This is a genomic window from Tardiphaga sp. OK245, from assembly GCF_900108575.1.
GTDB classification, from domain to species: Bacteria; Pseudomonadota; Alphaproteobacteria; order Rhizobiales; family Xanthobacteraceae; genus Tardiphaga; species Tardiphaga robiniae.
Window position 1 is genome coordinate 58,328 of the sequence record NZ_FNWZ01000001.1, and the last position, 13,313, is coordinate 71,640.

Sequence of the window (13,313 nt, forward strand, 5' to 3'; positions counted from 1 at the left end):
CTCCCTCGGGTGCGCCGGGTTTGCTTGCAAACCCATAAGTGCGCACTGCCGCCAAGCCGCCACGATAAACCACGCGCCCGCTCCACCGCAAGCCAATCGCAGAACCGCAGCCGCTGTGCCACCGATGCCGCCGCGAACGATGCTCCACGCCGCCGGTTCACCACTGTTACGCGACACCCGCCCAGAACGTTGCATCCGGCCCGACAACCTCGGATAGTGCGACTGGAATCTTCTCTTGGGGGCAAGATGAAGCACTACTCGCCAGACCGACCGGCCCGCTTCTATCAAAAGTGGCTTGGGGCAGACGATACCGAACCGCCGATTACGGACGAGGAGTTCACCCTTTTCCAACGCTATAGCGACGGCTTGCGCTTCGTCCCTAAGGACGTGGCAGATGCGCTCCCCCCATGGCCCTTCAGGGTCAAGCGCTCAACCAGGGCTGAGGTCCGGCGGTTTGTCAGCGACCCAAGGCTTCCGGCGGTACTCAAGCTCATCGAGCATGAGCGGGAGCGAGACAAACTGAACCGTAAAAAGCTGGATGAGGAGCGAGCTGCTGCCCAGGCCGCCGCAGCGTCCGAAGGCCTTCGTCACCGCCTCAAGTCCATCGACGAATTCCACGACAACCAGCTTAATGAGCGAAGCTTCCGGTTTGCCGACTTCCAGGGCTTGATAGGGTCCAGGTCGATTGAGCAAGCGACCACGCGCATGGCTTTGGATAGCTATAGCGAGCACAAGAAAAACACGCGGCAACTGAACCTCAGCCTGGCCCAACAAGGAGGCGGTCAGGCATCTTTTTGGTTTGGGATGCTGGCCAGCGCCGAAAACAAGATGCGCGATGACAGCAACGCTCGGGGCGTTGCCGCCGAACTCTCAAAGCTTGTGATACGGCGCTCCCTGGTCTCGATGGACGACAGCGAACGCGCGACGTTGCGCATGGCAGACGTCCTGGTGGCCCTCGGCCTCCTCACTGAGCAGGATTGCCTGGCTATCACGGTTCCGTTGGTCTGGAACGACGGGCAGTGCGATATCGCATTCGGGGACACCAGGACCGACTTCCGCGTCCGCGCAGCGATGCTTGAGAACCTCAAGCCGCTGGTGGCTTCCGGGCTTAGCACCGCTGCCGGTGCCCGTGAGCGCTTAAACCAGGCGGTTCGTACCGCCACGACTTCCTCAACCACACCGGCGGAGTCCCGCAATATTATTGAGCGCTATCTGTTTAGCGGCAACCGCTGGATGGCGGAAAGCGAAGGCCAAGCGCTGACTGCAAAGGCGGACTCTCCGACCGCATTGCGGCTTGGCACGTTTCCGGGTTCGCAGGTCGAGATGCTTTACGACCAGCGGGAGAGCCTGATTACCGTCGCGCCGTCCGGCGCTGGAAAATCTCAATCGCATGTCCTGCGGAACCTCCTCTATCTCCGGGCGCCCGCTGTGGTGCTCGACGTTAAGGGGGAGATGCTGCGGGGGTCTCGTGCTTGGCGTGAAAGCGCTGTCGGACCTACCTACGCATTCAACCCGCAATCTCCCGACACATCTATCCACTACAATCCGCTCGACGGCATCCGTAACGATCCGGAGCTCGCGTGGGAAGATGCACGTCGCTTGGCCGACCTGCTGGTGGTGCCTGCCTCCCAGAAGTCCGATCAGTACTTCGAAGCGCGCGCCCGCGACATGATCACCACCGCCCTGCTGCATGTCGCCCTGACGGAAGAAGGCCCGGACCGCAGCATGTCGGCGGTTCTTGACCGGCTCTACCTGTCGGACAGCGCCAAGATCAAGGAATGGTGCACGGACCTCGCCGATAGCGGCAATGCACAGCTGGAGCGGCAAGCCACCGCTCTGGAGGGAATGCCCGAGAAGCAACGCGAGAGCATTTTCGACTCCGCCCGCCGCCAGCTTGAGATATGGCAGTCACCGGCGATCGCGCGTATCAGCGCCGACTCCACCTTTGCACCCGGCGAACTGCGCGCCCAAAACGCGACCCTCTATCTTGCGGTCGCATTGGAGGACATCAAGAAGTTCGCATCGGTTCTGCGCGTCCTGATCGGCCAGACGGTGGCGGAGCTCTACCGCGAACCACCGGAGTCCAACACGGTCCCGGTTACGTTTTTCCTCGACGAACTGCCTCGGCTGGGCCGCATGGACGTCCTTGAAGAGGCGCTGGATGCCGGTCGCGGCTATGGCGTTCGGCTCTGGATGTTCTGCCAGAACACCGGCCAGTTGCAGACCACCTATCCAAATGCCCAAGGCATGATGAGCAACTGCGCGGTGCGCTGCTTCATGAATCCGGACGAGGATGCCGCCCGCTGGATCTCCGAGAACCTCGGCCAACGCCACGGCCTGCTTGATGGCCGCCGTAAACCGTTGGTCGAACCACACCAGCTCACCGGGACGGAATTCGCAAAACAGATTGTCGTTTTCTCGCGCGGCCAGCCCCCTGCCCGACTGGACAAGCGTCCCTCCTATGAAGACCCGGTATGCGTTGCCCGCATTGAAGGTGAGGACAAGCAGTCGGAGCCAGAGCGGCCGGAAATCGCCCGCGTCGCGGCCGAAGTCGAGGCGCTGCTCTCGCAAAAGGCCCCCGCTTCGGACGAGGCGACCATCTCATGGGATGCTATCGACACAGCGCCTAGCATTCAGACTGCTCCTACGCGCGCGGCAGCGCCTTTGCCGCAACAAAGCTTCCGACACCCTTTCAACAGACGCGAAATTGTCCTAGGCGCCGGTCTGCTCACGCTGGCGACCCTTACGACGGTGTGGGGGATGGTCCAGGCAGAGGAACGCCACAAGGTTCAGGCCGAGCTTGTCAATCTGCAAGCTTCGTTGGCGACGGGGCAGCAAGCCGCCTCGTCCTTCACCAATGAGCGCAACCGTATGGCGCAGAATGTCCGCATCGCTGAAGGCGAGCGCGACGAAGCCCGCCGAACGGCCGACGCCGCACGGAACGACCTCCAACGGGAAAAACAGGCTCACACCGCGACGCTCCGGGAATTGGAGTCCGAACGCAGAAGGCCGCAGGTAAGTGGCACCTCATCGTCTAGCGCGACTTCTCCATCCGGGCCGATCGTGACACTGATCACCAGAGAGACCGCCCCGGCGCCCTCGGTGTTTCCGCAGGTTGCGAACGCCGCGCCCATGGCCACGCTCCCCGCTCCCCAGGCAGCGCCTACACCTGCACCCGCCGCCGTCACGGATTGCGACCTGCTCGCGGCGAACCCCAATGACGCCCGGCGCATTGCCAACGGCGTGAAATTTCCCGAACTCCGCCGCAATCCGCAGCCTGCCATTGAAGCCTGCGACCGGGCTGTGAACGACAATCCGGGCGAGCTCCGGCTGCTTTATCAGAAGGCCCGCGCCTTGCACGCCGCCCGCGACGCGCGCGTCGTGCCAATCCTCGACCAGCTGATGGCGAGCCAATATCCATCCGCTTTCGACAACGCCGCGCAGCTTAAAGCCGACGCACAGCGATGGCCCGAAGCGGAAGTGCTCTATCGCCGTGGCATTCGTCTCGGTGACCCCGATGCGATGGTGGCTTTGGCGGATCGCATACGCGACAACAAAATTCCCACGAGGACGCCTGGGGAAGATGCCACACTCTACGACATGGCCGCCGCAGCGGGACACCAGGGTGCCAAGGATGAGGTCGCCAAGCGCAACGCTGGCAACGTCATTGGCGACGTGCTGATCCGGTCCATCTTGGGCAGATAGCCAAGGCCTCGCTTAGAGGCATGCAAGCCACCGGCGCGGACGGGCGAGCCGTCAAGGGCAGCTTGCTGCTCGTGCAACCCTTGACGGCTTGGGAAGGCCGCGCCATCCGACATCGGATATCTGTCGTATCAAACGACCTTGTTACTCGGAAGCAGGCAAAAAGGGCGGCTTGCGGCCAAACTGCGCCGTCGGGCAACTAAAGATCTTCCGCTTGCCAATTTCGGCGGCTGTCCGTTCCCGGTGTAACACTGCGGCATGATCTGGTTGGTGCTCTGGATAGTACACGCGGCGTGGCTTGCGCTGCGCATCAGCATTCTCATCCTCAAACACCTATTCCGGCTGACGCTGTCACTCTACCGCTGGGCAGGCCTTGGCACTGGCGGCGCCCTGGGCTCGGCGCGCTTCGCGACCAATTGGGAGCTGTTCTTGTCGGGCGCACGACGAGGACGTGGACCGATCGTCGGCCGGAAGGGCCGTTCTTTTTTGCGCTTCAACAGGGATGGCATGATCACTGTGTTCGCGCCTATGGGTGCGGGCAAAGGTGTCGGCGTGGTCATCCCGAACCTGCTTGAGTATCGCGGCTCGATCGTCTGCATCGACATCAAGGGCGAGAACAGCGCCATCACCCGCCGCCGCCGCGAAGAATTCGGGGGCGTCCGTATCCTCGACACCGCGAGCCCTGAAACCTCAGACCACTTCAATCCGCTGGATCCCATCCGCATCGGCACCTTCCATGAACGCGACGACGCCGAAGCGCTTGCGCGCCTCATGATTGTTCCGGATGAGAAGACCAGCCACTGGGACGCCAAGACCGAAGGATTGCTTGCCTGCCTCATTCTTTATGTGCTGCGCCTTGAGCCGGAGCGCCGCAACCTCTGCCACGTCCGCACTCTCTCCACCCTCCCACCGGAATCACTGAAGGAGCTATTGGAAACAATAAGTACCGAGGGTCCCCGCGCCGCCGCCGAAATCGCCGCCAGCTTCCTGTCGATGGATGGCAGCGAGGAATTCAGGAGTATCCTCTCCAACACGGAAAAAGCCACCCGCGTGTGGACGGCCGGTGGCCCCGCTGGCGAGATCAGCCGCGATTCCAACTGTGACCTCGGCAAACTCGTGCGTGAAACCAAGACCATCTATCTGGTCGTCGATGAAGAGAAGCTCGACATCTATGCGGGCTTCCTGCGGGTGACGGTCGGCAGCGTCATCAACGCGCTGGTGCGCGCCAAGAATCTGCCGCGCCCGAAACAGAAGGTCCTGCTGCTGCTCGACGAAGCCGCCGCCCTTGGCCACCTGGAGCCGCTGGAACGCGGCGTGGGCTATCTCCGCGCCTATTGCACGCCCCTGCTCGTGTTCCAGGACATGAGCCAGCTTCGCGCCATCTACCGCCGCGCCGGTTCGTTCCTGGCGAATGCCACCTGCAAAGTGTTCTTCAACGTCGCCGACCTCGACGCCGCCCGCTTCGTCTCCGAGATCATCGGCCAGACCACCTCGCTGTCACACAATGCGGGCACTTCTCATACTAATCTTGATCCCATCCGCCAGCAGCATTCCCTTGGACAATCCGAGACCGGCCGCTGGCTGCTTGACCCCTCGGAGGTCATGCGATTGCCGGGACGGCGCTCCATTATCATCTATCGCAGCGATATCCTGCGCTACCCGGTGCTCGCGTCGAAGGTCAACTATCGCTCGTGGCGCAACTGGCAATGGCGCGGAAAATACGACACCTGGCCTAGTCTGGCATCCAAACCCGCTCACGTCCGCGCGTGAGTCCCCGCAGGCGCCAGGCCGACACCCTGTTGGACCAGACAGTGCGCCTCACCAACTGACTCTCGCGGAATCCCAGCAACGCGAAGAAAAGAAGGTCGAGCTCGTTGAGCCAATAGGCGACCTCTGCCAACCGCTTCAGCGCATGCGCCCGCCGCGCGGCGTGGTCTGCCCGCGCTGGCGCCCGCTCCACCTCGCGGGTGATGTTCGCATAATGAATCTGCCGCTGGCGCAACTGTGCCATCTGCCGCTCGGCCCGAGCCGCCACCTTCGCATAGGACCGCGCATTGCGACTGAGCCGCTGCATGGTCCACTCCGCCCGACTGCCACGATCGAACTCGGCATAGCGTAACGCGCGTCGCTCCGCGACGCCCCCCGGCGCACGCTTCCGCTTCGGACCCACCTCACGCACCACGCTCTTCGGTGACCGTACGAGAGCAACCTTCTTGGCTTTAGGTCCGACATGAATTTCCGGCTCGCGCAGCAATGCGATGGCCTCTTTCCTGTTACCCTGATGCACAGCCTCGGCATGTCGCACCGACAAACTCCGGTGATCGACCCGCGCCGCATGCCCACTGCGCCCTAGCGCCTGGTTCTGGCACTCGGCCCACGCCTGGCGCCATGCGATCAGCATGGCATCACTGTTCCACGCGCGTGTTTTCACGCGCCGCAGGCCGTCCCTTCCCGCCTGCCGGAGGGTCAGCAGCACATGGACATGGTGATTACGCGGGTCATCCCCCTTCTCCACCACCGGCGCATGGATCGCAAAATCCGCGACCATCCCCAGCGATACAAACTGCTTCCGAACGAAGGCACGTACCAGCGCCAACCGCTCACCGTCTGTGAGCTCATGAGGCAGCGCCATGTTGATCTCTCTCGCGAGCTGCGCGTCCTTACGCACTTCCATGCGCTCTACGTAATTCCAGAGGCTCTCGCGGTCCAGCAACCATTCAGCCGCATCAGCCGGCGCGAGGATCTCGGCATGCACCACACCACGGCGGCGCCGGTAGTCAACCTCATGGCCTCGTCGCTCATCCTTCAACCGGGCCCCTGCCCGGTAGGCGGCCATGGCAACGACCGAGCGCCCCTCGGACCGTTTCACCGGCTGTGCCGAAAGATGATATGAAGCCATTCCCCTCCTAGATCCTAGTCGCGGCAGCGACCCTTACGGCCATTAGACACACATTTGTGTCGGCCGTGCACCTATGTCGCGTAGCGATGTATAAGTGCGCGTTTATACCAACGATCGTCTTTTCACCTGAATCCACCCATCGCTATTGAGTTCACGATCCGAAAGCCTAAAAAACTTATCTTCCTATCTCCGGGGCCTGACATCCACGGCGTTGCGAACGACGGTAAACAAACTGCTATTAGCTGAACGGGACTACACTCCGGTCAAGGCTTGCCAATTTGCCGTGAATACCGTTACTAGTAATCTACTCAAACCGAGCATTAACTTTGCGCTTTGATCGGACGCTAGGCCAAGTTGCGCGACGCGGACCATCCATTATGCATGGAGAGGGCTGCTCGGTCTTCGATTCCGCTGGCCGCCAATATATTGATCTATTTGCGTCAGCAGGAACGATCCTTCTGGGACACAATGCACCTGAATTCAATGACGCAGTGGCCTCCCAGCTTCGACGAGTTATCGGTAACGCCTACAGGAGCGAACTCAGGGATGAATTCATTTCAAAGCTTGCTCCGCTCATCCCTCGTGAACTTGATGAAGCCGTCCTACTAAGCACAGGCGGTGAAGCCGTCGAAGCTGCAGTTCACATAAGCCAGCTACTGACGGGCCGCATTGCTGTAGTCAGCATTGAAGGCAGCTATCATGGTCGCGGCGCGTACGCACGACACCTATCAAACCCCAAATTTGTGGGTACGCACCATCCGGAACTCGTTCCCGCATTGACCTTGCCTTGGGCCTTGATTGAGCAATCATTCGACGAGAGCCAATTTCTATTAGCCTTACATAGCTTTTTAGAAAGCGTAGAAGATCTCGGGTGCTCCAAAATCGCCTGTGTGGTCGTCGAACCAATACAAGGAACAAATGGAAATCGCCCCGTCCCGCGTCACGTGCTCCGGGGCTTAGCCAATTTTTGCCGCAGCACCGGCTCAATGTACGTCATCGACGAGTGCTTGACGGGCGGCGGACGAACTGGAAAATTCCTATCGATTGATGACGACCCAATCCCATCTGATTTTCTGCTGCTTGGAAAAGGGATCGGAAACGGAATTCCGCTATCTATCTTACTCACCCACAGCGACTACATTGACCACGTAACAAAGAATTTCACACTGGGCTTCTCCACGAGCTTTGGGGGGAACTTGCTGGCGATTAGCGCTGGAAATGTCACGCTGGACATGCTGTTTAGAAACAATCTTATTGCCAACGCTAGCGCAGTCGGAAAATTGCTACGCGATCGCCTCTCTGCGTTAATGAACGAATTCGAATTGTCGCGTGAAATCCAAGGCCGCGGCCTTATGCTCGGTTTCTGCACTAAAAATAGAAACTCTGATGCCGCTCGGTCAAGCGACGAACTTTTTCGCGCTGCAATCGAATTTGGATTATACGGAATATTTCAAAGTCCGTTTGTAAGAATTAACCCAAGTCTGACATTTGACGCGTCACTGGCTGAAGACACGACCATTCGGCTAAGAAAAGTGTTGGAGGCAATTTCTTAGAAAGCCTGGACAAAAGAGATGCTGTTGAAACCCTTAGGTAAAACCGTCCATCTGGGAATAGACTTGGGTGGCAGCGCTATCCGCGCCGCCTTGGTTCACGGAAGCGTTCTATTACCAAAGACATTCCAGCGAACTGACTACAAAGACGATGCTGCGACTGCACTCAATGACGTAATTGTTTATTATCTCGATCTCGCCAAGCGCTTAGATCTCGTCGTTGAGCAAATTGACATCGCGCTGGCAGGCAATATTGAACCAACTAGCCGCGTTATTGTTAGTTCACCAACGATCCCAAGCTTACGCGGCAGACATCTAGAAGATTTAGTCGAGAATTTTGCTGGGCTCACGATAACCGCGCATAATGATGCAAATGCACGAACGTTGGGCGAATGGCATGTTTCCGAAAGCCCGAAGACTGATAACTTCGTCGCCATATTCGTGGGCTCCGGCATAGGTGGCGGAGCAGTCTGCGGCGGAAAGCTTTTTCTGGGCGAGCACGGCGCCGCCTCCGAAGTCGGACATATCGCAGTCGAATACGAGGGATATCCATGCCCATGCGGAGGGCGTGGTTGCGTTGAACAGTATGCCTCTGGCACGGCAATTTTGCGAAGGGCCAACGACCTAGCGGGCACTTCGGACAGAGTTTCGTTTGAGACGGCACTTTCCTTGCTTCAGGCACTTAGGGTGAAGGATGCGATAGCAGTCCAAACCTATCGTGAAGCCGCTCAATGGCTATCGATGAGCTTAGCTAGCCTGATCAACCTTTATGATCCAGGGATCGTGGTCCTTGGAGGTGGCGTAATGGAATCGACCGATGGCTTCTTTGAAACTGTTGTCGAAGGCACTCGCGGGCGCCTGATGCCCTTGGCAAAGCAAGGTGCGCGATTTACACGAGCAAGCCTTGGCGACACAGGCGGAGTACTTGGTGCTGTCTTGATGTCCTATACCTAAGCCTTACTGGGTGCATTCTTAACTTTTGCGCATGGCCACGCTGATGAATCCAGAAGCCTTTAAGTATTTCGTCGCACGATTAAATGAACTTACACAAGAGCAACTTGCAACTGTCGCCAGCACATTAAGCGACATCCAAACGCCGGCGCCAACATCTGCATTTGTCTGCAAGCCATCAGCGCATGAAACGCTTGAGGACGACCCACTATTGGTGCGAGACGAATTTGAAGAACTACATTCTCCCCCGTCACATCAACCACCGCAATTACTCTTGCCGCAATCCAATGTGCATGGAAAGCGGGGCTTCACATGCGGAACGTTCGATTTATGCCACGCAGGTCATATTCTGATGTTCGAGGAATGCAAGACGGTCTGCGATTACCTAATTGTTGGACTACAATCTGACCCCACTCTAGATCGGGGAAGGGAAAAGAATAAGCCGATCATGTCAGTGGAGGAGCGTCTCATCATCCTAAAAGCAATCAGGTTCGTTGACGAAGTAATAGTATACGATACAGAAGCATCACTGCGGGAGATACTTACGCATAATACTATCAACATAGATTTACGAATTGTCGGCGCAGACTGGGATACTTCATCAATTGACCAAACTGAATTTGCATTTAATTGGTATTCCAACACGCGAAATCATAATTACTCATCGAGCAACCTCCGAAAACTTATTTATAGCTTGGAAAGCGAACGACATAGAACGGAAATAAGGGACTCAGTGCAGGAACAAAATCAGGAGAATGATTTCTGGACTATTCTTTCGGACTAGGGCGTGGACTCATAAGCCCGCAGCCAAATCCGAATGGCTGCGAGCTTTATGAAGGCGAGGTAATTTACGGCGAGCTTGTCATATCGGGTGGCGCGCCGGCATTGCTTTATCCTACTGAAGAAACGCTCCACCAAATTGCGTGCCCGATACAGATATGGGCTAAAACAGATTGGGTCCCTGCGATTTCGCTTCAGAGGAATGTTAGCCCACCGGCGAATGCCCTAATCCAGTCTGCATCGTACCCTCGATCAGCCAACAACATCGCGCCTGATTTTAGATCAGACAGCAGCTCGGTGACGAGCCGGTTGTCGTGGGCCTCACCGGTCGTCGGTTCAAGGCGAACCGGCATTCCGTTGCTATCGCCACAAGCGTGTATTTTGGTCGTCAGCCCACCTCTTGACCTGCCCATCAGCCTTGTTTCGGCCCCTCCCGCGCAGCCGCCGTGCTGATGTGCGCGGACAATGGAGGTGTCGATCACCTGGACAGACCATCATGGGTTTCCGCGAGGGCCTCCATGATCGAATCCCAGATTCCAGCTATCCGCCAACGAACAAACCGGTTGTAGCAGGTCGTGAAAGGCCAAAGGTCTCTGGAAGATCGCGCCATGGCGCTCCCGACCGCAAAACCCAAAAGATGCCGTTGAGGACCCGCCGGTCGTCGCCCCCCGGCACGCCGCGCGGCTTGTTCGAAAGGAACGGCCTGATGGCAGTCCACTCATAGTCCGTGAGTTCGTATCTCATGATTCGAGGCCCCGGTCCGGGAGCTTGAATCATGTCTATCTTGGTGTTCGTAACACCGAACTGCAGGTCGGAGATGGGTCGGATAGCGGACATGCCGCCGACATGCCAAAAGCGACGCGAATGACCCCGGGCCGACATGCTTGCCACCCCCGATACTCGCCCGCATGAACCAAACCGCAGGACCGGGCCACTAATGCACAGCAGTTTGGCCGGTTTCCATTGCCATCGCTTTCGGCTGTGGCACGGTTCGGACGTCACCTTGGCGGATTGAAATCGTCAATGCCCCTTCTCGACTTGCTCTACCTCGTTGTCGTCGAGCCGCTATTGCCGCTGCTGGCCGGCGCCGGCCTGTTCATGCTGACCCGTTCCCACTTGATCGCGGCAGGCCTTTCCGCCCTCGGCTTCGGCGCTTGGGGAGGCTTGTACTTCTCTCGCTTGTCACTAAGCGGCCCTTTGTCGGGCGCGCTCTACGGATTAGGAGTCGACGGCGTCACCAACGGGTTAGTGGCGTTGGCCGGCAGCGGCTACGTGCGCCTGATCGGAGCGGAGGCGCGACGCCTCGGCACGGAGCGGACGGCAATCGTGCACGCCGTCGGCATCGCCTTCGCCGCGACAGCATTTGTTCTGCTCTTTGTGACGCATGGCTCAGACAAGGTCGGGATCGGGCTCTATCTCTTAATGCTCGCGTGGTCGCTCGGGGCCGTGGCTGCAACCGGCAGCTTCGGCGGTGTCGTCGCCACGATGGCGTTGGTGATGGTCGCCATGGTGCATGGCATCTGGGGCGCCGCAATCGCCAGTGGTGTCCGCGATGCCGGCCAAGCCTATATCGCGATCTTTATCGTGCCGCTGATGCTGGTGCCCGTTCTCGCGACCGCCGCCTTTGGCAGGTGGCTCGGCGGCGCCCTCCAAGTGCGCGGAAGCCATGGGCGGCCAGGATAGGTGGGCCGCGCGGATTAATGTCGCCTGTTGGCACAAAAGGGGCCTGAGCCGATGTAGAGTCTGCAATGTGCCGAATACCGGAAACGGGTTGAGCTTGCTTGCGAACCTCAATTTATGAGTACACGCTCTAGACAGCCCCTTGCCTCTGTGAAACGTTAGTAGGCGTTCAGTGTACTTCAAAAAAATGGGGTAAACCGCATGTCGGGAAACGGGGCTAGTGTAGTTCAAGGGCTATCGGCATCACTCGCGCAGCAGACTGGTGTTACCGAGGCGGACGTGACGAAGGTGCTGACCGCATTGGGCGTTGATGCACTTATGACAAATATCGCTGAAACCGCAGGTCCGGAGAGACTAAAGACAATAAAGGTTGGAGAATTGCGTATCGCAGCAAAGCTGGCCAAGGGTGGCATGGCAATTTGATTGCCGCCAAGTACAACCTCGCAGCGCGGGTTATCGAAGCCGTTCCAAATGTTTTGGTTGATCTGACGTGTCCACTGCGGGCCACGTCCATTCAGCAATTACTTCGTGATCGCGACGACGGTCGCCGGGCTCGCGAAGACTTCCCGATGAACTGGGACGAGATAGAGAGTACGCTTTCAAATCCCGCTCGCTTCTCTATTCCCCTACTATCTTCTTCAATAGATCATCTGAGATCGATTACTCCGTTTGACAAGACGTTTCTTCGCAGCGCTAGGGACAGAATTATTAACGAGAAGGCCCTGCATCATCCATTGTGGGTCAAAACGACATCAGGAACGACAGGAACTCCGGTAGAAGTTCTTTTTGATGAGCTTCACTACTTCGATTATCTGCTACTGACGGCACGGAGGGTCGCCTTGCGCGCGAACGTATTCGCAGCTGAACAACCCTCAATGTTTGCAATCTATATCTCCGACAACCCAATAAGCGAAAACGAGCTTTGGCTCGATCCCTGGGGGGGAGGACTTCTCCAGTGGGTAACAGAAGCGGGATCAGTCGAAGCATTGAATGCGGTTGTCAATTTAGTGCGATGTCTGCGACCTGACGCTATTTCGCTTAGACCGAGTCTCCTAGAATTTTTACTTGAATTCGCAAGCAGCGATGATCTGTTTTCGGGATATTGCGGGGCCGCCATCGTCAGTGGCGCCAATCTGGATCCCGCCCTCAAGGCTCGATCGGCTATTTGTTTGGGAACTCCTATAATCGAAGCATACGGTTTGACTGAATTTGGGATCGTTGCATCAGAATGCAACAAAAGAAATGGAATGCATTTTGATCCAGATATCCTCGTGGAGGTGCTGGACGATAGCGGTGAGCTGTTAGACGACGGCCATGTCGGCCACATTGTCCTGACTAGCCTTCGAAATGAGGTAATGCCGTTCGTACGCTACCGAACCGGAGACCTGGGTCGTATCAGTCGAGCCATCTGCACATGCGGAAGGGTCACACCAAGACTAATCGAAGTTGAAGGGCGCACTGTCCAGAATTTTAGACTACTATCTGGCAAACTAGTTTCGCCTACTCGCTTCAACCAATTGTTCGAGATTGCACAAATTAGCGAATTCCAGCTAACTCAGCGGGGATTGAATGAATTTCACCTTCAAGTCGAGCTACACCACAACGTGGACGCCTGCTCAGACCAATTAGCATCTTTTGTTGAAGAGAAGCTCGGGGAGTCAGCCGAAATCACCGTAGCATTTGGTCCCGTTAAACTCCCTGGGGCAAAATTCGAGCGCTTTCGGGTCGAATTCGGTGGTAGCGTTTAACTA

At 57.8% G+C, this 13,313-nt stretch carries 9 protein-coding genes and 1 pseudogene; 8 read left to right on the top strand and 2 right to left on the bottom strand.

Features of this window, described 5'->3' with window-relative positions:
• Nucleotides 1–246 precede the first annotated feature (246 nt).
• Nucleotides 247–3,705: a type IV secretory system conjugative DNA transfer family protein gene (locus BLW80_RS00270; protein WP_170849532.1), complete on the top strand. Its 3,459-nt coding sequence runs from the start codon at nucleotides 247–249 to the stop codon at nucleotides 3,703–3,705.
• Nucleotides 3,706–3,960: 255 nt separating this feature from the next.
• A complete protein-coding gene (locus BLW80_RS00275) occupies nucleotides 3,961–5,472 on the top strand; it encodes a type IV secretory system conjugative DNA transfer family protein (RefSeq protein ID WP_093756362.1) in 1,512 nt (503 codons plus the stop codon).
• Here the strand turns inward: BLW80_RS00275 and mobQ are convergent.
• Complete coding sequence (gene mobQ / locus BLW80_RS00280) at nucleotides 5,435–6,601, bottom strand: MobQ family relaxase (protein ID WP_093756363.1); 1,167 nt, start codon at nucleotides 6,599–6,601, stop codon at nucleotides 5,435–5,437. The two genes, BLW80_RS00275 and mobQ, sit on opposite strands and share 38 nt — an antisense overlap.
• A 377-nt stretch (nucleotides 6,602–6,978) precedes the next feature.
• Here mobQ and BLW80_RS00285 point away from each other — a divergent pair, with 377 nt between their 5' ends.
• Genes BLW80_RS00285 through BLW80_RS00295 form a run of 3 tightly spaced genes read left to right on the top strand, consistent with a single transcriptional unit; the run spans nucleotide 6,979 to nucleotide 9,886 of the window.
• Nucleotides 6,979–8,154 (top strand): aminotransferase class III-fold pyridoxal phosphate-dependent enzyme, encoded by a 1,176-nt coding sequence (locus tag BLW80_RS00285; RefSeq protein ID WP_093756364.1) that lies wholly within the window; start codon nucleotides 6,979–6,981, stop codon nucleotides 8,152–8,154.
• An 18-nt stretch (nucleotides 8,155–8,172) separates the two neighbouring features.
• Complete coding sequence (locus BLW80_RS00290) at nucleotides 8,173–9,105, top strand: ROK family protein (protein WP_093756365.1); 933 nt, start codon at nucleotides 8,173–8,175, stop codon at nucleotides 9,103–9,105.
• Between the two features lie 31 nt (nucleotides 9,106–9,136).
• The gene (locus BLW80_RS00295; RefSeq protein ID WP_210185287.1) at nucleotides 9,137–9,886 is read left to right on the top strand and encodes an adenylyltransferase/cytidyltransferase family protein; all 750 of its coding nucleotides are present in this window, start codon (nucleotides 9,137–9,139) and stop codon (nucleotides 9,884–9,886) included.
• On the opposite strand, the pseudogene BLW80_RS00300 reads toward BLW80_RS00295, so the two are convergent.
• Nucleotides 9,883–10,626, bottom strand: a pseudogene (locus BLW80_RS00300) (IS5 family transposase). The gene BLW80_RS00295 and the pseudogene BLW80_RS00300 overlap by 4 nt on opposite strands.
• Before the next feature lie 279 nt (nucleotides 10,627–10,905).
• On the opposite strand from BLW80_RS00300, the gene BLW80_RS00305 reads away from it, so the two are divergent.
• From BLW80_RS00305 to BLW80_RS00315, 3 genes are all read left to right on the top strand, one after another.
• On the top strand, nucleotides 10,906–11,565 hold the full coding sequence (locus tag BLW80_RS00305; RefSeq protein ID WP_093756366.1) for a hypothetical protein: 660 nt from the start codon (nucleotides 10,906–10,908) through the stop codon (nucleotides 11,563–11,565).
• A 276-nt stretch (nucleotides 11,566–11,841) separates the two neighbouring features.
• Nucleotides 11,842–11,985, top strand: a complete 144-nt coding sequence (locus tag BLW80_RS30145; RefSeq protein ID WP_170849533.1) for a hypothetical protein — start codon at nucleotides 11,842–11,844, stop codon at nucleotides 11,983–11,985.
• Nucleotides 11,982–13,310 (top strand): phenylacetate--CoA ligase family protein, encoded by a 1,329-nt coding sequence (locus tag BLW80_RS00315; protein ID WP_093756368.1) that lies wholly within the window; start codon nucleotides 11,982–11,984, stop codon nucleotides 13,308–13,310. Before BLW80_RS30145 ends, BLW80_RS00315 begins: the two co-directional genes overlap by 4 nt.
• Nucleotides 13,311–13,313 lie beyond the last annotated feature (3 nt).

What these genes read in the sequence shown, in the direction of transcription:
- BLW80_RS00270 (WP_170849532.1), top strand. Translation starts at nt 247, where the DNA reads ATGAAGCACTACTCGCCAGACCGACCGGCCCGCTTCTATCAAAAGTGG.
- BLW80_RS00275 (WP_093756362.1), top strand. Translation starts at nt 3,961, where the DNA reads ATGATCTGGTTGGTGCTCTGGATAGTACACGCGGCGTGGCTTGCGCTG.
- mobQ (WP_093756363.1), bottom strand. Translation starts at nt 6,601, where the DNA reads ATGGCTTCATATCATCTTTCGGCACAGCCGGTGAAACGGTCCGAGGGG.
- BLW80_RS00285 (WP_093756364.1), top strand. Translation starts at nt 6,979, where the DNA reads ATGCATGGAGAGGGCTGCTCGGTCTTCGATTCCGCTGGCCGCCAATAT.
- BLW80_RS00290 (WP_093756365.1), top strand. Translation starts at nt 8,173, where the DNA reads ATGCTGTTGAAACCCTTAGGTAAAACCGTCCATCTGGGAATAGACTTG.
- BLW80_RS00295 (WP_210185287.1), top strand. Translation starts at nt 9,137, where the DNA reads ATGGCCACGCTGATGAATCCAGAAGCCTTTAAGTATTTCGTCGCACGA.
- BLW80_RS00305 (WP_093756366.1), top strand. Translation starts at nt 10,906, where the DNA reads ATGCCCCTTCTCGACTTGCTCTACCTCGTTGTCGTCGAGCCGCTATTG.